The following is a 24,272-nucleotide window of genomic DNA, read 5'->3' as shown; positions in this document are numbered from 1 at the left end:
TTTCAATAGTAAATTAACTCTTGATATGAAGCTCTTTTGGAAAATTACAAAATAACTCTGAACCATTTTCTGTAACCCTAATAGCCTCGGACGCCTCAACACCCCAGTCACCAAACTGCATCACAGCAATCATATGAAAACAAACATTAGGCTCAAGAACTGTCTTGTCTCCTTTATATATATTTAGAGTATGCTCTCCCCAATCAGGAGGGTAACCAATCCCAATTGAATAGCCAGTTCTTGATCTTTTTTCGATACCATATTTATCGAGTATTTTCCAAAAAGCTTGAGCAACATCATCTACTGTATTTCCTGCTTTAATTGCGCTAATACCAGAGTTTAAGGCTTCAATAGTTTTATTCATCGTATCAATTTTTAATTGATTGGGTTTTCCAAGTAAAACTGTTCTAGCCATTGGTGCATGATACCTTTTATAAACTCCAGAAAGTTCAATAATTGTTGCTTCTCCCTCAACAAATTTGTCTTGAGTAGCTGTCAAATGTGAAGCAGAAGTACCTTTTCCTGTTGGAAGAAGAGTTGCAATACTAGAATATTCACCACCAAATTCCTCTGTTCCATAAAAAAGTGCTTTTTGAATTTCACCAACTGCATCACACTGCCTTACACCAGGTTTAATAACTTCTATTGCAGTTTTCATTCCTTGTTCTGAAATTTTTGCTGCAGATTTCATATAATTTATTTCTGCATCAGATTTTGTAAATCTTGCCCAATTTACCAATCGATCACTGTCTTTTATTTTAGCATTTGGCAAACCTTGTTTTATTTTTTCATAACAAAAAGCAGTAAAATAGTGAGCATCCATCTCTAACCCAATTGAAAGATTGTCCCATTTTCTTTCTTTAATTATTTCAACTAATCTATCGTAAGGATGTTTTGGCCAAGTATGAATGTACTCTTCGTCATACACCAAAATATTTTCATCTTTCAAATAAGTTTTTATATAAGCTCCACCTGCATCTTGAGCTCTCACAAAACATAATGGTTCATCAGCATTTACATGAACAATTGCACATTGAGCATAATAGAATGACCAGGCATCATAACCAGTTAGATAATATAAATTATTAGTGTCATGAGAAATTAAAAGTTCGATGCCTTTTTCTTGCATCATTTTTTGAACTTTTTTTAATCTCTGTTTGTATTCTTCTTTAGTAAATGACATTAGTTTGCCTCAAATAGTTTTCCAAATCCCTCAACAGAGTTATTTTTATTTATTTTTACAAGTGTATCCCAAATTAATGCTTGATTACTAGATAAAACTACTGTGTTTAATTTTTTCTCAAGTTTATCAATAATTGGTAATACAGGTAATGCTGTACACGAAACAAACAAAGCCTCTGCCCCATTTAAATCAATTTTAGACAATACTTCATATAAATAATCTTGATCTACTTTACCAATGTCATAATCAGCTTCGATATCAAAGTATGAATTAGAAGTAATTTCAAAACCTTCTGTTTTAAAATAATCTAAAACCTCATCATTTAGCTTTTTACTATAAGGTGTGAACAAAGAAATTTTATTTATATTTAATTTTTTTAAAGCTTTAATTGCTGCAGTGCTAGGCGTTGTAACTTCAGCCATTGGTTTTGCTGCTTTTACTTTTTGTTCAATAGAATTATATCCAGCTGCAATGGTCCCAGAAGTACAACCATAAACAACACAATCAATATCTTGATTTGGTAAAATATCTTTTGCAACCTCAGTTACTTTATTAGACATTTTAATCAGGTTTTCTCGAGTTAATGGATTGTAACACTCGATACGATTAACAAAAAAATCAATTTCTCTGTCTTTTATGACATTAATGAAATCTCTCTCAATCATAAAATCACTTGCAAGAGCTATTAAACCAACTCTTGGATTTGATTTACTAATATATTTTGGATCTATTTTTGTTGAATTCATATTTTAAAAGATCAATATATCAGAAGTTCTTTAATAATCATTAATATTAAATTAACGACATGAATTTAAAAGATACCTTCATTGCATCGTTGGTTCCTATTTTTTTAGGCTTTGGATTTGTCATTGCAAAACCAGCATTCGAATCTTTTCCACCAATTTTATTAATGGGTTTAAGATTTGTATTTGCGGCATCAATTTTAGTCTGGTGGTTTCCAATACCAAGAAGATATTTATTAAAAATATTCGTAGCATCTTTAATAGCTAATACTTTGCAGTACAGTATTACTTACTCAGGTTTAGACTTGATTGATGCATCTTCTGCAGTTTTATTGGTTCAAATGGAGGTACCGTTTGGAGTTATTTTTGCTTACTTTATGCTTAAAGAGAAACCAACAGTTAGAGCGCTAATTGGTATTGGTATAGCGTTTATCGGTGTTTATGTTTTAACTGGCTCACCAAATTTAGATGGAAAAATTATAGGTATTGGATTGACGATATTAGGCTCAGCTATTTGGGCTCTTGGACAAGTAATGGTGAAACCTTTAAGTAAAGAAATTAATCCTTTAGCATTGGTTGCTTGGATGGCATTATTTTCTGGTCCAATTTTAATATTATTATCAGCAATCATTGATGGAAATACTATAAATTATATTGCTAATGCAAAAATTGATCATTGGATAATTGCAATTTACATTGGTTTTATAATGCAGCCAGTTACATATGGTTGCTTTTATTATGTCATAAAAAATAATCCAATTTATAAAGTTCTACCTATTGTAACCATGGGAATTCCTCCAACAGGATTGTTGGCTGCAATTTTTCTTTTAGGAGAAGAACCAACCAAAGAACTATTCATTGGTGGAGCAATAATAATTGTTGGTGTCATATTAATAGTTTTTACAAAAAATAAAAAAGAAGAGGTAAAATAATGAAGATAGGTTTTATAGGTCTAGGAAATGTAGGTGCTAAACTTGCAGGAAGTTTAATGAGAAATGGATTTGACTTAACTGTAAGAGATATAGATCAAAATTTAACAGATCAATTTAAAAGCTCTGGTGCAAAAGTTGCAAACTCTGGAAAAGAACTTGCAGAACAAGTTGATCTTGTAATTACTTCATTGCCATCTCTAAAAGTAAGTGCAGAAGTTATGGAAGCTGAAGATGGAGTGCTTCAAGGCCTTTCTGAAAATAAAATCTGGCTTGAAATGAGTACTACTGATGAAGCTGAGGTAAAGAGAATTGGAGAAAAAGTAATTGCAAAAAATGCTATACCTTTAGATGGCCCAGTAAGTGGTGGTTGTCATAGAGCTGCAACAGGAAATATTGCAATTTTTGTAGGTGGTGAGAGAAAAGCATTTGAAAAAATTTTACCTGTCTTAACAGTCATGGGAAGAAAAGTTTTACATACTGGTGAATTGGGTACAGCAAGTACTCTTAAAGTAATTACAAATTATTTAGCCTCAGTTCATTTAGTTGCTTTAGGAGAAGCTTGGACAGTTGCTAAAAAATCTAATCTAGATCTTGAAAAAACATTCAAAGGAATAGCTGCATCATCAGGAAATTCATTTGTTCATGAAACAGAAAGTCAGGTAATCTTGAATGGTTCTTATAATATAAATTTTACAATGGATTTAGTTTTAAAAGATACAGGTTTGTTTGATGATCTGGCGAAAAAGTTAAATGCTCCACTGGAGATATCTCCAAAAGTTGTTGAAATATTTAAAGATGGACAAAAAAAGTATGGATCTAGAGCTTGGTCTTCTATGATCGTGAAAAGAATGGAAGATTTAAACAATATTGATTTTAGAGCTAAAGGTTTCCCAGAAGAATTAGTTGATAATGAGCCCGAGGAAAAAGGATATGAAATCTAAATAGTGTGCTAAAATAATATCATGTTAGATAAAAGAAAATTTTATATTGATGGTGAATGGGTAGATCCAATTAAAAAAAATGACTTTGATGTTATCAATCCATGTAACGAAGATCCTTGTGCAGTAATTTCTCTAGGGTCTACAGAAGATACAAATAGAGCAGTAAAAGCTGCAAAAACAGCATTTGAAACTTGGAAAGAAACCTCAAAAGAGGAACGAATTAAATTATTAGAAAAATTATTAACTATTTATAAAAAAAGATTTAATGAAATGGCAGAAGCTATTTCATTGGAAATGGGTGCTCCAATGGATTGGTCAACCGATGTTCAAACTGCATCAGGAAGAGATCATTTAGAAGATTTTATATTAAGACTTAAAAATTTTAACTTTGAAGAACATTTTGATGAAAAATCAAATAACCATATTTGTTATGAACCAATTGGAGTTTGTGGATTAATAACTCCTTGGAATTGGCCAATAAATCAAATCGCTCTTAAAGTTGCTCCAGCATTTGCAACTGGTTGTACAATGATTTTAAAACCCTCAGAAATTGCTCCTATATCGGGAATGTTGTTTGCTGAAATGATCCATGAAGCTGGTTTTCCAAAAGGAGTTTTTAATTTAGTAAATGGTGATGGGGTCGGAGTTGGATCAGACATTTCAAGTCATCCAGATATTGATATGGTTTCTTTCACTGGCTCAACAAGAGCTGGAAGATTAATTTCAAAAAATGCTGCTGATACAATTAAAAGAGTTTGTCTTGAACTTGGGGGCAAAGGTGGAAACATTGTTTTTGCTGACAGTTACAAAGATGCAGTGAGAGATGGTATCAGAAATGTAATGAGTAACTCAGGGCAATCTTGTGATGCACCTACAAGAATGTTGGTTGAAAAATCTATTTATGAAAGAGCAGTAAAAGAAGCGGTTGATGAAGCAAACAAAATTAAAGTAGATCAAGCAACTAAAAAAGGAGATCACATTGGTCCTGTAATTTCAAAAGTTCAGTACGATAAAATTATAAATCTTATTGAAAGTGGAATTTCTGAGGGAGCAACTTTGGCTGCTGGAGGACCAGAATTGCCAAATGGTTTAAATAAAGGATATTTTATTAAACCAACTATTTTCACAGATGTTACTAATGAGATGAGAATCGCAAAGGAAGAAATCTTTGGGCCTGTTTTATCAATTATTCCGTTTGATACTGAAGATGAAGCAGTGAAAATTGTAAACGATACTTCTTATGGTTTAGGAAATTATCTTCAAACTGATGATAAAGAAAAAGCTCACAGAGTTGCAAAAAAATTAAGATCAGGATGCGTTTATATAAACGGTAATGCAGCTGATGTTGGAACTCCTTTTGGTGGTTACAGGCAATCTGGAAATGGGAGAGAAGGTGGAGTGTGGGGCCTCACAGAATTTCTTGAAGTAAAAAATGTTACTGGCTGGAAGAATTAATACTTTTAAATTCTAGCATATTTTCAAAAGTACAAAAAGTAGGATCTTTTAATACTATTTTTGGAAATTTTTTAACAAATTCATCTAATAAATTTTTGTTAACTTTTAATAAATTATTTATTTCTTCTTGAGTAAGTTTTCTTAAAATATAGGCCAGAGTAATATGAAAAGTATATTTTTGATGATTTTTAAATTTTATTTTTAGCAATTTACTTAATTCATCTCGGCAATTTCTCAAAATATTCTCATCTTCTTTTGAGAAAGGTTCTAAAATCATACTGTATCCTCCATAAAATTTATTTAACTTTAAGTTAACCTTATTGGGAAGTGAGTAGTTTTGAATTCTCTTGCTTAATTTGGTTGCAATTTCGTTGTAATTTAGATTGTTGTTAATGTTTTTTGGCCAATACTCTGTGTTTTCTGTATTTAAATTACAACAGTCAAATAAAGTCATATGAAAACTGCTTCTAGGTAAATAAAAATAGGTCTTTGGTGGATTTAATTCTCTCAACTTATTTTGAAATTTAAATATTTCACTAGATAAATCTGTATCTATTGGAATATTAAAAATAATTGTACACCCAGGGAAAAATAAAGGATTACCTTTTTCATCAAATTTATTTTCAGCACCTGTTAAACGATAACCCTTAAGCTTATCTTGAAGGAAAATTACTTCATTATTAACAAGATCAACGTCCATTAAAAATAATTAAAACCACTTAATATTTTTTTTATCACATAATTCTTTGAGCTTAAGTGGATAATCAGTCATGATACCGTCTACTTCATATTCGATCATTTTTAACATATTATACTCATCATTAACGGTCCAAACATTTACTGGAAGACTATAATCGTGTGCATCTTTTACAGCTTTTTTATTAATATCTTTGAAATAGGGATGCCAAGCACTACCACCTAATTCTTTTATAATTTTAGGAAGATCGTAAACAATTGTGAGAGGAATATGATCTATCCAGGGAGATTTACTATAGATTGTTTTTTTGATCTTCATTCCTTTTTCCTGTTGAAAAGTTAAATAAGCTCTAGAAATTTCAGGATTTTGATTTTTAACTTCTCTTAAAATTCTCCAATCAAAAGATGAAATTATAATTTTGTCCTGTAAATTTGATTTTTTAATATCATTTAAAACTATTTGAACCATTTCTTTAGGATTTGGAGTGAGATTTTTTTCATCTGGTGTGGATTTAATCTCTAAATTTATAATTGTATCTTGAGATAAATTTTTTGATGATAATTCAAGTAACTCATCAAGTTTTGGAATTTTTTGATTTTCTAAACTTCTCTGATTAAGAAATCTTCTTCCATATCTTGTTAACTTATTAAGTGAACCAACATCAAATTTTGAAATTTCATTATATGTTAAATCAAAAATTTTAATATTTTCATCTGTAATCCAATCCCCCTCTTCATCTTTAGTAAAACTTGGATCTAATCTAAAATCATGGGTAATAACAGGTATAAGATCTTTTGAAATTAAAATATCAGTTTCGTAGGCGTTAATATTGTTTTCAAATAAATATTTAAAACTATCTAAAGTATTTTCTGGTAGATCGCCTCTAGCTCCTCTGTGACCATAAATTTTTATATGATTTGGTTTTGCTAAGATCAAATTTAGTTTACTCTTTTGCCAGTGCTTTTATCAAAGATATAATATTTATTGTCTTCAATATTTAAACTCAAGCTATCACTTTTTTTGATTGTTTGATTTCCTGGAGATCTGTAACAAAAATCTTTTATATTTTTAATTTGGCCATAAACAAGATTATCTGAACCTAATTGTTCTACTAATTCTACTTTTAAATTTATCAAACCATTTTCAGACTCTATTAAATGCTCTGGTCTTATTCCTAAAGTAACTTCACCATTATAATCACTATCTATATTTTTAATTTCAAAATTTTCTGCTGATAAGGTTTTGTTATTTAAATTAGCGTCTAAAAAATTCATTTGCGGAGAGCCAATAAAACCAGCAACAAATAAAGATTTTGGATTATTATAAATTTCAATTGGTGTTCCAAGTTGTTCAATAATTCCATTATTTATTACAGCTAATCTATCTGCAAGCGTCATAGCCTCGACTTGATCGTGTGTAACAAATATACTTGTTACTCCAACTTTCTGCTGAAGTTTTTTGATTTCAAGTCTCATTTGGATCCTTAGTTTTGCATCCAAGTTTGAAAGAGGCTCATCAAATAAGAATATTTTAGGGTTTCTAACAATCGCTCTACCCATTGCAACTCTTTGCCTTTGCCCACCAGATAACATTGATGGTTTTCTCTGTAAAAAATCTGAAATTTGGAGAAGTTTTGCTGCATCATTAACTTTTTGCTCGATTGTTTCTTTGTCAATTCCTCTGTTTTTTAAACCGTAAGCTAAGTTATTATAAACATTCATATGTGGATACAATGCATAGTTCTGAAATACCATTGCCACATCTCTTTCTGATGGATCAACTTCGTTTATTAATTTTCCATCAAGATTAATATCACCTTCGGTTATGTCCTCTAATCCCGCAACCATTCTTAACAACGTTGATTTTCCACATCCACTGGGCCCTACAAAAACCATGAACTCTCCCTCATCAATACTTAATGAAGTTTCATGTACTGCTTTTGTACCGTTAGGGTAAATCTTAGTTACATTTTTTAAATCTAAAAAACTCATTTATTTCTCCGTTTGAATTAATCCTTTTATGAACCATTTTTGCAAAAATACCACCACTAATACTGGAGGGATCATAGACAAAATAATATAAGCAAATCTTTCTGCAGTTCTTGGTAGTGCAACTCCTTCGTAACTCTCTGTGTAAATAATTTTCATCCCCATTACAACAGTCCAATATTCTTCGGCAGTAGTCATAATCAATGGCCATAAATATTGGCTATATCCATAAACGAACATAAATATAAACATTGCTGCTATCATAGTTTTTGATAATGGAACCAAGAAATCTATGAAAAAACTCCAGCCATTTGCTCCATCTAATTTCGCAGATTCCAAAAGTTCATCTGGAATTGTTTTGTAAAATTGTCTAAAGAAAAAAGTTGCAGTAGCTGAAGCAACTAATGGAAGAATAAGACCTGTGTATGAATTGGTTAAACCTAAATCAGATACAATTTTATAGCTTGGAAATATTCTGACTTCCAAAGGCACGAGCAAAGTAATGAATATTAACCAAAAAATTGGTACTGCTAATTTAAATCTATAATAAACTAAAGCGTATGCAGACATTGCTGAAATAGCCACTTTAAGTGTAGCAATTCCTAAAGCCATTATAAAACTGTTAATAAACATTTTTGCAGCAGTTACCTCTTCAGACCATCCACCTTTTTCATTTAAAACTTCATTATAGTTTCTTGAAAATTGTTCTCCTAAAGTAAATCTCATACCTTCTGTAAGTATAGAAACATTTTCATGCGTGGAACTTGCAAAAGAAATCCATATTGGGAGAACCATTAACAAAACTCCTATTATTAAAATAATATGTGCAACAATTTGAAGTGGTTTTATTTTCATTTATCTTGAAAAACTCCTTTGATAAAATGTTTCTGTAAAACAATTATAATTAAAATTGGTGGAACCATAGATATCATAACAAATGCAAAACGATGAACAATTGAACCCGACATCATCTTTAGTCCCATTACCACTGTCCAATATTGTTCTGAGCTTGTTACTAATAATGGCCAAAGGTATTGGTTGTAACCAAAAACAAACATAAATATTAACATCGCCACTATCATTGTTTTTGATAATGGGAGTAAAAAATCAACAAAAAATCTCCAAGTATTTGCTCCATCAAGCTTTGCTGACTCAAGTAATTCGTCTGGAACGGTTTTATAAAACTGTCTGAAAAACAAGGTTGCTATCGCTGAAGCTGAAATGGGCACAATTAATCCAAAATAAGAATTTACTAGATTTAATTCAGCCATTACTGAATAAGTAGGAAAAATTCTTAACTCCAATGGTACTAAGATTGTAACAAATATTAACCAGAACAATAATGTTGCGTATTTTGTTCTATAATAAACTAAAGCATATGCAGCCATTAAAGATGTGATAACCGATAATATTGCAACTCCAGTTGCCATTATAAAGCTGTTTAATAACATTTTTAAAGCGGTTATCTCTTTAAAAAAACCGCCCTGATATAACAAAACTCTCAAATAATTTTCATAGAAGCTGTCTCCTAAAAACATTTGAAGACCCTGAGTACTGATAGTTAGACCAGTATGCGTTGAACTTGCGAAAATCATCCACACAGGAACAATCATAATTAATATCCCTATAAATAAAATAAAATGAGAAAATCCTGATGTAATTAATCTAGTCATTAATTATAATGTATTCTCCCCTCTATGTACCTAAATTGAAAAATTGTAATAACTAATACAATTAACATCATCATTATTGATTGAGCTCCTGCGCTTCCTAAATCTAATCCTCTAAATCCATCCATATAGGCCTTGTAAACTAGAGTTCTTGTTTCGCCTGATGGAGCACCTATTGTTGTCGTATCAATAATACCGAATGTATCAAAAAATGCATAAGTTATATTAATAATGATTAAAAAGAATGTAGTTGGCATTAGTAAAGGAAATGTAATTGTCCAAAATCTTCTAAAACTATTTTTGCAATCTATCATTGATGCTTCAATTACAGATTTTTGTATAGCCTGCAGACCCGCTAAAAAGAATATGAAATTGGCACTTATTTGCTTCCAGGAACCAGCAATAATCAGATAAATATACGAGTCAAAAACACTTTCATACCAGTTAAATCCCCATAGGTTATTAAACAAATGGTAAAGTAAACCAAATCTTTCACTAAAAAAATAATTTGCCATTACACCAACAACAGCAGGAGCGATTGCATAAGGCCAGATTAATAATGTTTTGTATGTACTTTTACCGTGCATAATGTTGTTTGCCTGAACTGCAAGCAACAAACCAATAGAACCTGTGATGAGAGTAATTACAAAACTATAAATAATAGTAAACTTAAATGCTATCCAATAAGCAGGATCATCAAAGATAAATAAAAAATTATCAAACCATACAAACTGAGTTCCAAATCCAAATGCGTCCTGCATTGTGAAGGCATCTCTAAAAGTTTGAATGATAGGCCAATATAAAAAAATCAATAAAATTCCTAACTGTGGAGCTAAAAATAAATATTGAGAATAGCTAGATTTAAATTGGACTTTTTTCATAAAGTTTAAATAAAAATAAGGAGGGTAATAATTTACCCTCCTTAATTAGATTATTGTTTATAAAGTTTTAGCAAATTGTTTTAACAATTTAGCTGCACCTTTATCCATGTTCTTCAATCCTTTTTCGATAGATATTTTACCGTTTAACATTGGCTCAACATTTTCGTAAATCACTTCACGAATTTGTGGCCAGTTACCAGCTCTATATCCACCAGGAATAGTCGAACCTTCTAAGCTTAATTGTTCACCAACTGCTTTATGATATGGAGAAGCTCTATAGAAGTTTATAGTTTCAGCTAATTCTATACCGCCCTTAGTTACTGCAGAGTAACCAGTCATATTGTGGTAATATAGATCCATTTCTGGAGAACCCATAAATTCTATAAATTTAGCAAGTCCTTTGTACTCTTCTTCTGTATGACCATTTAATATCCAGTTAGCAGCACCACCAATAAATGTTGGATACTCTTTTCCACCTGTTACTGAATCCCAATAAGGAATATGGTTTACTGTAAAGTTAGGAACAACGCCTTTCATTCCACCAAACGATGCAGCAGAACCAAACCAAAATGCAGCTTCACCAGCTATAAACGGAGCTTGGTTATCTCCCCATGCTCTTCCTTTATAACCATAAAAGCCTTTTTCATACCATTCCTTAACTTTTTTCCAATGCATTACAAATGCATCTGTTTCAGCAAATAAAGTTTTTGTTGGAACGGCATCGTAACCATTGTTTCCATCAGTCATAAGTAAGTTATGTCTTGAGAAGAAATTTTCTGTCCATATCCAAGGAAAGTGACTTTGAACTAAAGGTATGTATCCAGCAGCTTTAATTTTTGGAGCCATAGCTTCAAATTCTTCATAAGTTTTTGGTACTGACTCAATTCCAACTTCTTTTAATATATCCATGTTTGCATACATCAAACAAGTTGAGCTATTGAATGGTACACCAATCATTTTTCCATCAGCGTCAGCATAGAAATTTTTAATTCCTGGAATGTAATTGTCTGCATCAACATCAATTCCATATTTCTCTGCCATTTCTTCAAAACCGATAACAACACCATTTTTTACTTGCGCTACCATGATTGCAGCACCGGCATCATAAACCTGCGAATAGTGTGGCTGATCTCCTGCTCTAAAAGCAGCGATTGTTGCAGCCATGTTATCTTCGTAACTTCCTTTTCCTGTAGGAATTACTGTGTATTGATCTTGTGAAGCATTAAATCTATTTGCAATTTCAATAATTACATCACCAAGAAAACCACTGTTTCCATACCACCAATGAATTTCTGTTTTTGAATAACTGTGTGATGTAAAAGAGAATGTAAATAGAATTGTAAAAATACTTAGTATTTTTTTCATTTTTTCCCTCTCTTATTTTTTTTTATTTTTTACAAATTTGTAAAAGTTAATTATTAAGATAACGTTAAATTAACATTACTTAAATGTTAAAATTTATTAATTTTCTATACTGAGTTGAATCTGTTAATAACTTTTTAAATATTTTAATCTTCCAATTATTTCATCTCTGTCCATGTAATATCCTTGAAGATGTCTATGTCCTGAGTTTGGATTAAATTCAGTTCTTCCATGAAGCACTCTTCTGTTGTTAAAAGAAAAAATATCACCTGGTTCTAATCTAAAATTAATTTGATATTTGGGATCATGAAGTAAATTTCCAAATCTGTGATGCGCTTTGTAGGCTTTTTCCATTACCTCTGGACTACAGTCTAAAACATCCATTGTTGCAACACTAAATCTTACGTCATTAAAATCGCCATCTTTAGTTAAAGTTATTGCTGGTGCATGAAAGTGTCTGTGTGCTTCTTGTGTATAATCTTTGTCTTTAAATTTAAATGGTACATTAACCAATGTATTGAATATTTCCTTTTCGTTTTCTCTTAAATAACTTGCGACTTTAAACGCGTCTATTGCAGAAGAATTTCCACCTTCCGCAGAATTTATTAGACAGTGAAGAAATTGATATCCAGGAGGATTTTCAAACCATGGAAGATCCATATGATTTCTCAAAGCATGGGCCGTATAGGCAGAATTATTTGGTTTTGGAATATTAATTACCTCGAATGGAGTTTTGAAAAAAGTTTCTCTAGTATGACTAATTCTATTTAAAACTTTTAATCCAGAGTTCTCGTCTGTCGGTGCGTTTTTTACAATTGCAATTCCAGTATGATGCAAAAGTTCCAACCATTTTATTAAACCTTGATCTGAATTAATTATTTCATCATGATCGATTTCTATAGATTGTAAATTTTTTTGAAGAGTATTATCCCAAAGTTTATAAGGTGATTTGTATTCTAAATTGTTTTTAATTGTATAACAATTTTCTCTGAGCCATTTCTGATCATAATAACTAACATGATCACCCTCACTCCACTCAATTTGGAGTTTACCATCATTGTTCAAAGAAAATTTTTTAGGATTTATATCTTGAGATACTTTAAGAATATTAAACATTCTGTGACGAGAGTCTTTGTCATGTGCTGTAGGACAATTATCTCTTAACCATAAATAATTAAATTTACTTTTTTTTCCATCACTCCAATCAACTTCTAAATTAGTAGAATTTTTAGTTATATTTTCAATTTTATAATTTTGTTCCATTAACTTTTATAATTTGAATTTTCACGATCTAATTTTCTTAACAATGCAGCCCACTCTGTTTTTCCATCATAATTATAATCATCTGAACTACTCATATTATCCCAAAAATAAGCAGCTTTTTGTTTGTCTATTTCATGTTTATTTAATCCCATGGATAAGTTTTTAACTTGAACAGTACATGCTTGTTCTAAATAATAAGCTTTAAAAAATGCTTCTGCAGCAGTTTTGCCTACAGTGTAATATCCATGATTTCTTGTAATTAAAATATCGTGCTTGCCTATAAGGTTTTCAAATTTTTTTCCAAAATCTTTGTCTTCAACAAATTCATAATCAATATATCCAATTAAATGATTTAAATAGACTGCTGCTTGTGAAAGATACATTAATCCTTCTTTTGTTCCTCCAACTGCCATAACATCATTAGCGTGACCATGAACATAAAAATTAACATCAGAACGTGAATTAAAAATCCATTGCGCAAGATTAATACAACCATCATTTAACCATGGTCCATCTGAATTTATTTTTCTTCCATCTTTATCAATCTTTATTAAAGATGATGCTGTAATTTCTTCATAAAACATTCCATAAGGATGAACAAAAGAACAATCTTTATCTTCTGCTGATCTAGCTCCTGCACATTGATTGGCCAAATCAGTCATTCCATACATATGTAAAATTCTATAAAGGGCCGATAGTTCGCATCGAACATCTTGATCTGATTTGGTCATTAGTTAAATGATTATTTAAATGACTACTAAAATCAAACAAAATCGAATTTATAAAAATCAATTAATAGTTGTATATAAATTGTTTTACATTGTACTCAATGAACTGTTAGAACTTAATTGATGTCAAAAATCGAAATTAACAACGTATACAAAATCTTTGGTAATAATCCAAAATCAGTACTTCCAATGGTCAAGGAAGGAGCATCTAAAGATGAAATATTAGAAAAGACCGGGCACACAGTTGGCTTAGATAACGTATCTCTTAAAATTGAAGAAGGTGAAACCTTTGTTTGCATGGGTCTTTCAGGCTCAGGAAAATCAACATTAATTAGACATTTAAATAGACTTATAGATCCAACTGATGGTGAAATTTTGGTTGAGGGTACGAATGTGATGTCGCTTGATAAAGAAAAGCTGATTGAGTTTAGAAGACACAAAATGAGCATGGTCTTCCAAAGGTTTGGTTTGTTCCCGCATAAAACAGTTTTACAAAATGTTGGATATGGTTTGGAAATGCAAGGTAAAGCAGAAGATGTGAGAAACAAAATCTCAATGGAAAAAATTGATGCTGTTGGATTAAATGGATTTGAAAATCAATATCCAAATCAATTATCTGGAGGAATGCAACAACGTGTTGGTTTAGCGAGAGCATTAGCAACAGATACGGACATAATGTTAATGGATGAAGCTTTTAGTGCTCTAGATCCACTTATAAGAAGTGATATGCAAAAACAACTTATTGATCTTCAATCAGAATTAAAAAAAACAATTGTATTTATTACTCATGATCTTGATGAATCATTGAGATTAGGTGACCATATTGGAATTTTAAATTCAGGAAAATTAGTACAAGTTGGAACTCCAGAGGAGATTATAATGAACCCTGCAGATGATTATGTAAAAGCTTTTGTTAAAGATGTTAATAGAGCAAAAGTAATCAAAGCAAAAATAATTATGAAAAATTTAAATGAGTCTGAAAATATCGATAAATCAAACGTCATTAAAGTAAATGAGGATCAATTTATTGAGGAATTTTTACCTCAAATAGTTTGTTCAGATTCAAATTGTGAAGTGGTTGATAAGAATGGTAATATCAAGGGCTATATTACTAATCAAGAACTACAGTCTTCTTTAACTAAATCTTAAAATAATTTTATTTAGCAAATCTTTTATATTTTGGAAGTTTGTCATTGATTTGATAAAAATCCGACTTTGAACCAACAAATATATTTCTAAAAGTTTTTAGTTTTGTTTTACCATCAAGCATTCCTGCAGAAATTGAAACATTGTCAGATTTGTCAACTTTAAAAAATATACTTGCTCCACATTTATTACAAAAACCTCTCTTAGAATTCTTAGACGACTTAAACCACTTTAAGGTAGTTTTATTTAAAAATTTAATTTCTTTGTCTTTAATATTTGTATAGGCACCAAATATACCATGAGTTTTTCTGCATTGAACACAATGGCAATTTGATACACTTCTAAGTTTATTAAGTGTTTTAAACTTTACACCTTTACATAAACAACTAGCTGTTAATACTTTTTTCATAAAACTTTATTATATGATATTAATATTAAATTAAATTATTAAATGTCTGTTTTTCTTAAAAGCTTCACTATCACAAATAATTGGGTTGATTATAACAATCACATGAACATGGCCTATTATGTTTTAATATTTGATGAAGCATGGGAAGTAGCGCTTGAAAAGTTTAAAATGGGAGCAAGTGCAGCAAAAAATCTAAACAGAAGCACGATGGTAGTAGAGACAAATACTAAATATCTTAATGAGGTCAAAGAAGGTGAAAATGTCGATATAAACCTCACTTATTTTGACCATGATAAAAAAAGATTACATTTAAAAATGGAAATGATTGTAAAAGAGACTAAAAAAATTTCAGCATCGATGGAATGGATATCTTTATATATTGATCTCAGCAAAAGAAAGGTAACAGAATTTGAAGAAGAAAAGTTGAAGTTGATGGCTTCTTTTATAGAGAAAAATGAAGCTAAATTTTCAAGTGAAAATCTTTTGTTCACCTCAAAACTTAAGAAATAATTAAATATTATTCATTATCTTATTTTGGTATAGGTGCGAAATGAGTACCGATAATAACTCTAAAGGAATTGTTCTTATTATTATTGCAATGACTTTATTTGCAATGCAGGACTCATTAATCAAATTTATATTTGAAAAAGCAGCGTTGTATGAAATTTTTTTTGGCAGATACTTTGTTGCTGCAATTTTACTGTTTTGCTACATCAAATTTAAAAAACAAAAGGTTAGTTTAAAAACTTACTATCCAATTTTAACCTTAGTAAGAGTAGTTTTGCATTTTTTAGCTTTTTCAGCATTTTTTATTTCTCTAACTTATATGCCATTAGCTACAGCTAATGCACTTTTTTTCTCCTGCCCCTTCTTTGTTTCAATCTTTGCTAAATTTTTTTTAAATGAACATATTGGGATAAGAAGATGGTCTGCAATTGTGTTTGGCTTCGTAGGTGTCTTTATAGTTTTAGATCCAAATTTTTCAGATTTTGAATATAAAAGTCTACTTCCAGTCGGATGTGCATTTTTTTATGCAGCTTCTATGACAATAACGAAATATACATCTGACAAAGATGATGTAAATACTCAGTTATTTTACTTTTACTTAATTGCACTCATTTTATGTGGAATTATTTATTTGTTTATGGGGAATGGTCAGTTCAACAATTCTAATTTTGATTCAACAACACAATTTATTTTTAGAGATTGGTTTTCTAATTTTGAGTATACGTGGAAGTTTATATTATTTTTTGGAGTTGCAGCATCAATAGCTTTTCTTTGTATTTTTTCAGCATATATTGTTGCTTCACCATCTGTAGTATCATTATTTGAATACTCTTTAATTATAATGTCTATGATACCAGGGTATTTTTTATTTGATGAAGTTCCCTCGACTAGAACATTCTTAGGAGTTGGATGCATCATTGCTGCTGGTGTATACATATATTTTAGAGAAAGAGTTAAAGAACAGTATATAGCAAGTGAAACACCAGTGAGACGATGAGTGGAATAAATATGATAGAATTTTAGTTATGAAATATGATTATTTAATAGTTGGAGCAGGAACTGCTGGTTGTGTTCTCGCAAATAGATTAACTGAAAAATCTGAAAATAATATTGCTATTTTTGAAGCTGGCAGACCAAGTGATATTTGGAAAGTAAATATGCCTTTAGCAATTTTATACACCATGCATGATCCAAAATATAATTATAAATACTATTCTGAACCAGAACCTAATTTAAATAATAGAAAGCTATTTTGTCCAAGAGGTAAAATGATTGGGGGCTGCTCAGCTCATAACGGAATGGTGTTTGTCAGAGGCAATCCAAACGATTACCAAAGATGGGCGTCTTTTGGATTGAAAGAATGGTCTTATGAGAAAGTACTTCCTTATTTTAAAAAAATTGAAACATGGTCTGAGGGAGAAAATGATTACCGAGGTGGTAGTGGTATACTGCCAGTAAACCAATCTAAAAACGAAAACCCTTTATTCAAAGCATTTATAAACTCTGCTGGTGAAGCTGGTTACAAAAAAAATAAAGACATGAATGGTAAAGAACAAGAAGGTTTTGGAATGTATGACGTCACAATTCATAATGGTGAACGTGCTAGTGTTTCTAAATATTATTTAAATCCAGCAAAAAAAAGAAAAAATTTAAAAGTATTTACAGAAGCTTTTGTTGAGAAAGTAATTTTTGATGGAAAAAAAGCCATTGGAATTGAGGTTAAAATTAATAATAAAGTTGAAAAAATCTTTGCCAACAGAGAAGTAATTTTAAGTGGTGGTGCAATTAATTCACCTCAGCTACTGATGTTATCAGGAGTAGGTCCAAGCCATCATCTTAAAGATAAAGGCATCAATGTTATTCAAAACTTGGAGGGTGTTGGGAAAAATTTACAAGATCATTTAGAAACTTATGTACAACAAGAATGTAAAACAAAAGATACTTTATATTCCTATGTTAATAAGCTTAATATGCTCAGAATTGGTATTCAGTGGTTTTTAAATAGAAGTGGTCCGTGCTCTACTTCTTTCCTAGAAGCGGGGGGCTTTTGTAAATCATCACCAGAGAGAGATTACCCTAATATTCAATTTCACTTTTTTCCAGCTTTTGTAATTGATCATGGGTTAGTTGATCCTGATAGACATGGCTATCAGTTGCATGCAAGTCCAAACCATCCAAAAAGTAGAGGTCATATAACTTTAAATAGTTCAAATCCATATGATTATCCAAAAATTCAATTTAATTATTTAGAACATGAAGATGATTTAAAACAAACAATAGAATGCATCCATGTGGCTAGAAAAATTTTAGGACAAAATTCATTAAAGCCTTTTGCTGGTAAAGAAATTGGACCTGGAGAACATGCAAGAACTAATGATTTATTAGAAGAATATATCCGATCAAAGGCTGAAACAGCTTACCATCCTTCGTGCACATTGAAGATGGGAACAGATAAAATGTCTGTAGTGGATGAAAGATTAAAAGTGAGTGGATTACAAAATATCAGAGTTGTGGATGCATCTGTAATGCCAGAAATTACAAGTGGAAATTTAAATGCACCAACCTTAATGATTGCTGAACGAGCTGCAGATTTTATAAAAAGTAGCAATTAAAGTGTCTAAAAACTATATACCAACAATTAATATTTCTTCACTGATCAAAAATAATTTTGAAACTCAAAGTGCCTATAAAAAAATTAAAGAAATTGAAAAAGCTTGTGTAAATATAGGTTTTTTCCAAGTGACTGGACATGGACTTAATTTGAAAGAAATTAAAAAAATATGTGGAATAGGTAACAAATTCTTCAATTTATCAGACAGTAAAAAAAAGAAACTATCACCAAAAAAATGGAATAAAAAAAATAAAAATCTCTATAGAGGATATTTTCCAAGTGACGTAAATGGTAAAGAAGGATTGGATATAGGAGATTTAAAAGTTACCAAGAAATATTCAATAAAAACCAAAAACCAATACATTGAATATTTAGATCTAAATACATGTTTTAATAAAAATTCTATTGAAGCCTTAAATAAATATTTCGAAAATATTTATAATTTAAGTGAAACTTTGTTTAAAAGTGTCATTAAATTAAACAAACTTAATCCAGATCTTTCAAGAAAAGCATTTTCAAGATTAAAAACACTAAGCACTTTAAGGTTTAATTATTATCCAAATCAAACGAAGCCAGTAGAAATTTCAAAACAAGATGGGGTTGCACTTGGATGTGAAACGCATGTTGATAGTGGAATATTTACAGTTCTATACCAAGATAAAAAAGGTGGTCTTCAGGTACAGAATAGAATAACAAAAAAATGGCATGATGTACCATTTAACAAAAAAGCTTTAGTCGTAAATACGGGAAGAGCTTTAGAATTTTTAAGTAAAGGTAAATTTAAAGCTACAAACCACAGAGTGCTATGGAATAAAAGCAAGAGACTTTCTGTTCCATTCTTCTTTGAACCCTCTTATGACTTTAAAATGAATAAATCTTTTCTTAATTCCAAAAAATATTCTAACACAGGTCAGATTTACGAAAAATTTCTAAATCAGTCTTTAAAAAAATTTATTGAATATCAACGTTAGAATAATTTAAGTCGTTGAAAATTTATAATTACATTTTATAAACAGTCTAATTAAATGTCTAAAGTATTTGATTTATTCATAATAGGTGGTGGTATAAATGGAGCTGGTATCGCAAGAGATGCCGCTGGTAGAGGTATGTCAGTATGTTTAGCTGATAAAGGAGAAATAGGAGGTGCAACTTCTTCTTGGTCAACAAAATTAATTCATGGTGGCCTTCGTTATTTAGAAAATTATGAATTTAAGTTAGTAAGAGAGTCTCTTAAAGAAAGAGAAATTGTTTATAGAATTGCAAAAAACATCTCAAAACCAATTCCATTTATTATTCCTCATACTGATAAAATTAGACCAGCATGGTTAATTAAATTTGGTTTGCTTTTATATGATAATTTAGGTGGGAAAACTAGTATTCCAAAATCAAAAACATTAGATCTTAATAAAAAATTTCCAGATATTCTTAAGGAGAAATACAAAACTGGTTTTCAATATTACGATATTCAAATTGATGATAAAAAATTAACAAAACTAAATGCTCAAGATGCAAAAAGAAATAAAGCCAAAATTCTAGAATACAACAAGGTTAAAAAAGCTGAAATTATTAACAATGAATGGGTCATTAGTCTTCAAAATAGAAAAAAAATAAAATCGAAAGTTTTAATCAATGCAACTGGACCATGGATAAATGAAACTTTGCATAAAAATATAAAAATAAAATCTAAAAATAAAATCAGACTAGTTAAAGGTAGTCACATAATTACAAAGAAATTATATAAAGAAGATGTTGCATTTACATTTCAAAATACAGATAAAAGAATAATTTTTGTAATTCCCTACAAAAAGCAATTTTCATTAATTGGAACAACTGAAGTGGAAGTTAAATCTCCAGAAAATACTGTAATATCAAAACAAGAAACTCAATATTTAATTCGATCAGTAAATAATTATTTAAAAAAACAGATCAGCAAAAAAGATATAGTTGATACTTATTCAGGAATAAGACCTCTAATAGAGGATTTTAAAGAGGCTTCAAAAGTTACAAGAGATTATGTTTTTGATTTAAACATTGTAAAAAAATTACCTCTTTTAAACATTTATGGAGGAAAACTTACTACATACAGAAAGTTGTCTGAAAAAGTCTTATTAGATCTTAAAAAGTTTTTACCCAAAACTAAAAAAGGCCCATGGACAGATAAAAAAAAGCTTTTTTAGATTTCCACTGCTATTAAAAAGTGATATCGTTATTTTATAAAGCGATACATAACTCGTCGTTAAAATCAAAGATTTACGAAAGTGGGATCGGTCGTCTTTAAATTAACTTTTAAAGGAGGCTTTATGAAATTTGGTTATTTTTGCAATACCACTAACTGGACACACAAACCATATCATCAATTATTAGACGAAACTAAGGAAATCACAGAATATTGTGATCAAAATAATTGGAACTCTATTTGGTTTACTGAACACCACTTTAATCATGAAGGAATGGAGTCATGCACTAACCCAATAATGATGGGAGTAGATGCGGCTGCAAGAACAAAAAATATTAGAATAGGACAAGCTGCAAATGTAATTACATTTCACAATCCTATAAGATTGGCAGAGGATATTGCTACGCTAGATCAACTTTCAAAAGGAAGAGTTGAAGTAGGTGTTGCTAGAGGAATTTATGGTAGAGAAGCAATCAATTTGAACAAAGAAGCTGATCTTAAAGACCAGGCAAAAAACTTCAGACTGTTTGCTGAAACACTTGAAGTGCTAAAAAAAGCATGGAGTGAAAAGTTTTTTAGTCATCAAGGTGAGTTTTATACATATCCTTCTCCAAATTATGTTTGGCAACATGATATGAGTCCACCAAGTGAAGAATTTATGAATATGGAAGATAACACGATGAAAAAAATTAGTGTTTTGCCACAACCTTTTCAGAAACCTTATCCTCCTATTCATCAAGTAGTTGATGGAATTAGATCAATTGAGTGGGCAGCTGAGAATAATATTAATATTATAATGTGGATACCAACAGTAAAAGCTCTAAAGGCAAAATTTGAAGCTTATAAAAATAAAAGATCTGAGGTAACCAAAAAAAATATTCCTTTAGGTGAAGGTGTATCTCTAGTTAGAGATATGTTTGTAGCTGATACAATGGAAGAAGCTAAAGAAAAGGCTGGTGAACACATGGTAAATTATATGCGTTGGGTTTGTCATTGGCGTGGTCTAGGCAATCATATGGATCCAGGTGAAGAACTTCCAGAGACCAAAGGTAAGCTGGATTTATTAAATTATGAATTTTTACACAAAAGAAATATGTTATTTGGAACGCCTGAATATGTGATTGATAAAATTCATGAATTAAAATCTGAATTAAATTTACAAAACTTACAAGTTTGGTCAAACTTTCCTGGCGTGAAACATAAAGATTGTATGAAAAGTATTAAACTTTTTACAGAAAAAGTTATGCCTCATTTTCAAGATGATTTAGGTACTGAAGTTAAAAAAGTTTCGTGATCAATTCCAAAAAAAAAATAAGCGGTGGTCAAGCTGCCGTTAGAGCTCTTAAGAGAGAAAAAACTAAACATGTTTTTGGTTTAATTGGTTCTGCAACAATGGAAATGTTTGATGCTCTTTATCATGAAAAAAGTATAAAATTTATTGGAGTTAGAGACGAAAGAACAGGTACTCATATGGCTGATGGATATGCAAGAGCATCTAATAAGCATGGTGTAATTATTGCAGGCCAAAATGGACCAGGTGCAACAAATTTAGTAACTGGGGTAGCGCAAGCAAAAGCCGCTTTCTCCCCAGTAGTTGCGATTGCAGGTTCTTACTCTACAAAAGATAAAATGGAAGATGCTTTTCAAGGCTTAGATCAACAATCCTTGTTTGCTCCAATTACAAAAAAAACTTGGACTGTAAAAAATTCTAAGATTGTTCCTAAAGTAATTGGCGATGCATTTGATTTATCAATGAAACCAAGAAGAGGACCTGTTTGTATCAATCTCCCAAGAAACATATTGGCGGAAAAAAATACTTACAATATTAATTTAAATAAACCTTCGTTCTCAAGTGAGAGTAATCTTAAAGGAAATAAAGAGAGAATAAATAAAGCAACTAAATTGCTACTGAAATCAAAAAATCCAACAATAATTGTTGGGGCTGGAATTAAATATAACTCAAAATATAGAGAAGTTATTAAATTGGCAGAATTGCTTAATGTTCCAATTGTTACAGCCGCAGGTCATGGAGATGCCATACCATTTAATCATAAATTAAATGCAGGGCAAATGGGACCAAGAGGCAATCCTGTTGCATCAAGATTAGTTAAAGAAGCAGATATTATTTTGGCTATCGGTACACGACTAGGATTTAATTCAACATTTTACTCTTATGAAAATATAAATAAAAAAGCAAAAATAATTCAAATTGAATTAGAAAAAAAAATGATTGGAAAATATTTTCCAGTATCAATAGGAATTCATGCAGATGCTGCAACAGCAACTGTTCAATTATATAAAGAAATTAAAAAAGAAAAAATCAAATTAGATGTAAAAAAATGGACTGATTTGTATTTTAAAGAAAGAAAAGAATTTTTAAATAATAGAGAAAATGAAAATTTAGGAAAAAATTTTCCAATCCAACCAAAAGGTTTGTTTAAACAACTAAGAAAAGTTTTACCTAAAAATTCGGCCATCACTTTAGATGCAGGAACCTTGTGCTTACAAGCAACAGACGCTTTAGAATACTATGATCCCCCTTCTTTATTTACACCACTAGATTTTGGCTTAGTTGGTTTTTCATTCGCTTGTGGACTTGGAGTCAAAGTTGCAAAACCAAAAAAAACAGTTGTAAGTTTGATGGGCGATGGTGGTTTTGGAATGACTATTTCTGAATTAAGTACAGCTGTTGAATATGGAATAAATACAACAACTATTGTGATGAATAATCAAAGTTGGGGAGCTGAAAAAGCTTATCAAAAAGATTTTTTTGGTAAAAGATATTTAGGTGCTGATATAACAAGTCCATCTTTTGATAAAATTGCTGAATTATATGGGGCAAAAGGATTTAAAGTTAAAAAAGTTTCTGAAATAAATGAAGCAGTTAGAGCTGCAATAAAAAGTAATAAACCTGCTGTGATAGATGTTGATGTAGATCCGAAAGCATTATACAGTTTTAGAAGAGATAGTTTTCAACATAGAATTAAAAAATGAAATTAGAGCTAAGAAAATTTTCAAAATTTGTAGACAAAACTTTTATTGAAGGAGGCAAGGAAGCAAAAGAGCCTGTATTATTAGTATCTGTTGCTGCAGTTTTTAAAAATCCATGGCATGGCCAAGGATTTGTTGAGGACTTAAGACCAACAATTTTAGATCTGGCTCCTAAATTAGGTGATTTACTTGTTCCGGAATTAATAAAAGAAATAGGATCTCCAGAAAAAATATTAGCATATGGTAAAGCAGGAGTAGTTGGACTGAATGGAGAAATAGAGCATGCATCAGCTTTTATTCACACTTTGAGATTTGGAAATAAATTTAGAGACGCTGTGGGAGGCACATCTTATTTAAGTTTTACAAATACAAGAGGACCAGCTGGATCAAAAATTTCTATTCCGATGATGCATAAAACAGACTCTGGACTAAGACCTTATTATCTAACACATGAATTTACTATACATGATGCACCATTTAACGACGAAGTAGTTATTGCAATAGGTGGAGCATCTAGTGGAAGAGCACATGCTAGAACAGGTGATCGATATCAAGATATGAAAGAAATGGGAATTGAACCCAAATAAAT

At 30.5% G+C, this 24,272-nt stretch carries 24 protein-coding genes; 12 read left to right on the top strand and 12 right to left on the bottom strand.

The genetic code is table 11. The features are described from left to right. Window positions 1–13: 13 nt before the first annotated feature. Together ACTTA8_RS00835 and ACTTA8_RS00830 are read right to left on the bottom strand one after the other, a co-directional pair. A complete protein-coding gene (locus ACTTA8_RS00835; RefSeq protein WP_440653822.1) occupies window positions 14–1,183 on the bottom strand; it encodes a M24 family metallopeptidase in 1,170 nt (389 codons plus the stop codon). Continuing rightward, window positions 1,183–1,929 carry a maleate cis-trans isomerase family protein gene (locus ACTTA8_RS00830; RefSeq protein ID WP_440653820.1) on the bottom strand — a complete coding sequence of 249 codons (747 nt, stop codon included), beginning with the start codon at window positions 1,927–1,929 and terminating at the stop codon, window positions 1,183–1,185. The genes ACTTA8_RS00835 and ACTTA8_RS00830 overlap by 1 nt, the downstream gene beginning before the upstream one ends. A 59-nt stretch (window positions 1,930–1,988) precedes the next feature. On the opposite strand from ACTTA8_RS00830, the gene ACTTA8_RS00825 reads away from it, so the two are divergent. Genes ACTTA8_RS00825 through ACTTA8_RS00815 form a run of 3 tightly spaced genes read left to right on the top strand, consistent with a single transcriptional unit; the run spans window position 1,989 to window position 5,254 of the window. Further along, complete coding sequence (locus tag ACTTA8_RS00825; RefSeq protein ID WP_440653819.1) at window positions 1,989–2,858, top strand: DMT family transporter; 870 nt, start codon at window positions 1,989–1,991, stop codon at window positions 2,856–2,858. Further along, window positions 2,858–3,799 (top strand): NAD(P)-dependent oxidoreductase, encoded by a 942-nt coding sequence (locus tag ACTTA8_RS00820; protein ID WP_440653817.1) that lies wholly within the window; start codon window positions 2,858–2,860, stop codon window positions 3,797–3,799. The genes ACTTA8_RS00825 and ACTTA8_RS00820 overlap by 1 nt, the downstream gene beginning before the upstream one ends. A 21-nt stretch (window positions 3,800–3,820) precedes the next feature. Continuing rightward, window positions 3,821–5,254 (top strand): aldehyde dehydrogenase family protein, encoded by a 1,434-nt coding sequence (locus ACTTA8_RS00815; RefSeq protein WP_440653815.1) that lies wholly within the window; start codon window positions 3,821–3,823, stop codon window positions 5,252–5,254. On the opposite strand, the gene ACTTA8_RS00810 is transcribed toward ACTTA8_RS00815, so the two are convergent. From ACTTA8_RS00810 to ACTTA8_RS00770, 9 genes are all read right to left on the bottom strand, one after another. Then, window positions 5,235–5,954, bottom strand: coding sequence for a DUF1868 domain-containing protein (locus ACTTA8_RS00810; RefSeq protein WP_440653813.1), 720 nt, complete (start codon window positions 5,952–5,954; stop codon window positions 5,235–5,237). The two genes, ACTTA8_RS00815 and ACTTA8_RS00810, sit on opposite strands and share 20 nt — an antisense overlap. A gap of 9 nt (window positions 5,955–5,963) precedes the next feature. Then, complete coding sequence (locus tag ACTTA8_RS00805) at window positions 5,964–6,887, bottom strand: glycerophosphodiester phosphodiesterase family protein (protein ID WP_440653811.1); 924 nt, start codon at window positions 6,885–6,887, stop codon at window positions 5,964–5,966. Window positions 6,888–6,889: 2 nt separating this feature from the next. Then, a complete protein-coding gene (locus ACTTA8_RS00800; protein ID WP_440653809.1) occupies window positions 6,890–7,942 on the bottom strand; it encodes an ABC transporter ATP-binding protein in 1,053 nt (350 codons plus the stop codon). Continuing rightward, window positions 7,943–8,788 carry an ABC transporter permease subunit gene (locus ACTTA8_RS00795; protein WP_425321982.1) on the bottom strand — a complete coding sequence of 282 codons (846 nt, stop codon included), beginning with the start codon at window positions 8,786–8,788 and terminating at the stop codon, window positions 7,943–7,945. A gap of 2 nt (window positions 8,789–8,790) precedes the next feature. Then, window positions 8,791–9,612 (bottom strand): carbohydrate ABC transporter permease, encoded by an 822-nt coding sequence (locus ACTTA8_RS00790; protein WP_440653807.1) that lies wholly within the window; start codon window positions 9,610–9,612, stop codon window positions 8,791–8,793. Further along, window positions 9,612–10,490: a carbohydrate ABC transporter permease gene (locus tag ACTTA8_RS00785; RefSeq protein ID WP_440653805.1), complete on the bottom strand. Its 879-nt coding sequence runs from the start codon at window positions 10,488–10,490 to the stop codon at window positions 9,612–9,614. The genes ACTTA8_RS00790 and ACTTA8_RS00785 overlap by 1 nt, the downstream gene beginning before the upstream one ends. Before the next feature lie 57 nt (window positions 10,491–10,547). Next, entirely contained in the window at window positions 10,548–11,855 is a 1,308-nt protein-coding gene (locus ACTTA8_RS00780) for an extracellular solute-binding protein (protein ID WP_440653804.1), read from the bottom strand. Between the two features lie 123 nt (window positions 11,856–11,978). Beyond that, window positions 11,979–13,115, bottom strand: a complete 1,137-nt coding sequence (locus ACTTA8_RS00775; protein WP_440653802.1) for a TauD/TfdA family dioxygenase — start codon at window positions 13,113–13,115, stop codon at window positions 11,979–11,981. Further along, a complete protein-coding gene (locus tag ACTTA8_RS00770) occupies window positions 13,115–13,846 on the bottom strand; it encodes a class II aldolase/adducin family protein (protein WP_440653801.1) in 732 nt (243 codons plus the stop codon). The genes ACTTA8_RS00775 and ACTTA8_RS00770 overlap by 1 nt, the downstream gene beginning before the upstream one ends. 120 nt (window positions 13,847–13,966) lie before the next feature. Here ACTTA8_RS00770 and ACTTA8_RS00765 point away from each other — a divergent pair, with 120 nt between their 5' ends. Continuing rightward, a complete protein-coding gene (locus ACTTA8_RS00765; protein ID WP_440653799.1) occupies window positions 13,967–14,992 on the top strand; it encodes a quaternary amine ABC transporter ATP-binding protein in 1,026 nt (341 codons plus the stop codon). 7 nt (window positions 14,993–14,999) lie between these two features. Here ACTTA8_RS00765 and ACTTA8_RS00760 read toward each other — a convergent pair whose 3' ends face one another. Then, window positions 15,000–15,398 (bottom strand): GFA family protein, encoded by a 399-nt coding sequence (locus ACTTA8_RS00760; RefSeq protein ID WP_440614058.1) that lies wholly within the window; start codon window positions 15,396–15,398, stop codon window positions 15,000–15,002. Between the two features lie 42 nt (window positions 15,399–15,440). Between ACTTA8_RS00760 and ACTTA8_RS00755 the strand changes: the two genes are divergently transcribed. The 8 genes from ACTTA8_RS00755 to ACTTA8_RS00720 all read left to right on the top strand — a co-directional run bounded on the left by ACTTA8_RS00755 (window position 15,441) and on the right by ACTTA8_RS00720 (window position 24,270). After that, window positions 15,441–15,908: a thioesterase family protein gene (locus tag ACTTA8_RS00755; protein WP_440614057.1), complete on the top strand. Its 468-nt coding sequence runs from the start codon at window positions 15,441–15,443 to the stop codon at window positions 15,906–15,908. Window positions 15,909–15,948: 40 nt separating this feature from the next. Further along, window positions 15,949–16,902, top strand: coding sequence for a DMT family transporter (locus ACTTA8_RS00750; RefSeq protein ID WP_440653798.1), 954 nt, complete (start codon window positions 15,949–15,951; stop codon window positions 16,900–16,902). Window positions 16,903–16,930: 28 nt separating this feature from the next. Then, the gene (locus ACTTA8_RS00745) at window positions 16,931–18,517 is read left to right on the top strand and encodes a choline dehydrogenase (RefSeq protein WP_440653797.1); all 1,587 of its coding nucleotides are present in this window, start codon (window positions 16,931–16,933) and stop codon (window positions 18,515–18,517) included. A 1-nt stretch (window position 18,518) separates the two neighbouring features. Beyond that, the gene (locus ACTTA8_RS00740) at window positions 18,519–19,487 is read left to right on the top strand and encodes a 2OG-Fe(II) oxygenase family protein (protein ID WP_440653796.1); all 969 of its coding nucleotides are present in this window, start codon (window positions 18,519–18,521) and stop codon (window positions 19,485–19,487) included. 54 nt (window positions 19,488–19,541) lie between these two features. Then, on the top strand, window positions 19,542–20,693 hold the full coding sequence (gene glpD / locus ACTTA8_RS00735) for a glycerol-3-phosphate dehydrogenase (protein ID WP_440653795.1): 1,152 nt from the start codon (window positions 19,542–19,544) through the stop codon (window positions 20,691–20,693). A gap of 123 nt (window positions 20,694–20,816) precedes the next feature. Next, on the top strand, window positions 20,817–21,986 hold the full coding sequence (locus tag ACTTA8_RS00730) for an LLM class flavin-dependent oxidoreductase (RefSeq protein ID WP_075506231.1): 1,170 nt from the start codon (window positions 20,817–20,819) through the stop codon (window positions 21,984–21,986). Next, complete coding sequence (locus tag ACTTA8_RS00725) at window positions 21,983–23,686, top strand: thiamine pyrophosphate-binding protein (protein ID WP_440653794.1); 1,704 nt, start codon at window positions 21,983–21,985, stop codon at window positions 23,684–23,686. Before ACTTA8_RS00730 ends, ACTTA8_RS00725 begins: the two co-directional genes overlap by 4 nt. Next, complete coding sequence (locus ACTTA8_RS00720) at window positions 23,683–24,270, top strand: amino acid synthesis family protein (RefSeq protein ID WP_440653792.1); 588 nt, start codon at window positions 23,683–23,685, stop codon at window positions 24,268–24,270. Before ACTTA8_RS00725 ends, ACTTA8_RS00720 begins: the two co-directional genes overlap by 4 nt. The last annotated feature ends 2 nt before the right edge of the window (window positions 24,271–24,272 follow it).

Origin of the sequence: Candidatus Pelagibacter sp. HIMB1506 (genome assembly GCF_052047935.1) — a bacterium.
In the GTDB taxonomy this organism is placed as follows: domain Bacteria; phylum Pseudomonadota; class Alphaproteobacteria; order Pelagibacterales; family Pelagibacteraceae; genus Pelagibacter.
Note: the sequence above shows the minus strand (reverse complement) of the source record. Positions and strands in the feature narration are given on the sequence as shown.

Excerpts from the sequence above, each read along its gene's own strand:
- ACTTA8_RS00835 (WP_440653822.1), bottom strand. The coding sequence starts at position 1,183 with ATGTCATTTACTAAAGAAGAATACAAACAGAGATTAAAAAAAGTTCAA.
- ACTTA8_RS00830 (WP_440653820.1), bottom strand. The coding sequence starts at position 1,929 with ATGAATTCAACAAAAATAGATCCAAAATATATTAGTAAATCAAATCCA.
- ACTTA8_RS00825 (WP_440653819.1), top strand. The coding sequence starts at position 1,989 with ATGAATTTAAAAGATACCTTCATTGCATCGTTGGTTCCTATTTTTTTA.
- ACTTA8_RS00820 (WP_440653817.1), top strand. The coding sequence starts at position 2,858 with ATGAAGATAGGTTTTATAGGTCTAGGAAATGTAGGTGCTAAACTTGCA.
- ACTTA8_RS00815 (WP_440653815.1), top strand. The coding sequence starts at position 3,821 with ATGTTAGATAAAAGAAAATTTTATATTGATGGTGAATGGGTAGATCCA.
- ACTTA8_RS00810 (WP_440653813.1), bottom strand. The coding sequence starts at position 5,954 with ATGGACGTTGATCTTGTTAATAATGAAGTAATTTTCCTTCAAGATAAG.
- ACTTA8_RS00800 (WP_440653809.1), bottom strand. The coding sequence starts at position 7,942 with ATGAGTTTTTTAGATTTAAAAAATGTAACTAAGATTTACCCTAACGGT.
- ACTTA8_RS00790 (WP_440653807.1), bottom strand. The coding sequence starts at position 9,612 with ATGACTAGATTAATTACATCAGGATTTTCTCATTTTATTTTATTTATA.
- ACTTA8_RS00785 (WP_440653805.1), bottom strand. The coding sequence starts at position 10,490 with ATGAAAAAAGTCCAATTTAAATCTAGCTATTCTCAATATTTATTTTTA.
- ACTTA8_RS00780 (WP_440653804.1), bottom strand. The coding sequence starts at position 11,855 with ATGAAAAAAATACTAAGTATTTTTACAATTCTATTTACATTCTCTTTT.
- ACTTA8_RS00775 (WP_440653802.1), bottom strand. The coding sequence starts at position 13,115 with ATGGAACAAAATTATAAAATTGAAAATATAACTAAAAATTCTACTAAT.
- ACTTA8_RS00770 (WP_440653801.1), bottom strand. The coding sequence starts at position 13,846 with ATGACCAAATCAGATCAAGATGTTCGATGCGAACTATCGGCCCTTTAT.
- ACTTA8_RS00765 (WP_440653799.1), top strand. The coding sequence starts at position 13,967 with ATGTCAAAAATCGAAATTAACAACGTATACAAAATCTTTGGTAATAAT.
- ACTTA8_RS00760 (WP_440614058.1), bottom strand. The coding sequence starts at position 15,398 with ATGAAAAAAGTATTAACAGCTAGTTGTTTATGTAAAGGTGTAAAGTTT.
- ACTTA8_RS00755 (WP_440614057.1), top strand. The coding sequence starts at position 15,441 with ATGTCTGTTTTTCTTAAAAGCTTCACTATCACAAATAATTGGGTTGAT.
- ACTTA8_RS00750 (WP_440653798.1), top strand. The coding sequence starts at position 15,949 with ATGAGTACCGATAATAACTCTAAAGGAATTGTTCTTATTATTATTGCA.
- ACTTA8_RS00745 (WP_440653797.1), top strand. The coding sequence starts at position 16,931 with ATGAAATATGATTATTTAATAGTTGGAGCAGGAACTGCTGGTTGTGTT.
- glpD (WP_440653795.1), top strand. The coding sequence starts at position 19,542 with ATGTCTAAAGTATTTGATTTATTCATAATAGGTGGTGGTATAAATGGA.
- ACTTA8_RS00730 (WP_075506231.1), top strand. The coding sequence starts at position 20,817 with ATGAAATTTGGTTATTTTTGCAATACCACTAACTGGACACACAAACCA.
- ACTTA8_RS00720 (WP_440653792.1), top strand. The coding sequence starts at position 23,683 with ATGAAATTAGAGCTAAGAAAATTTTCAAAATTTGTAGACAAAACTTTT.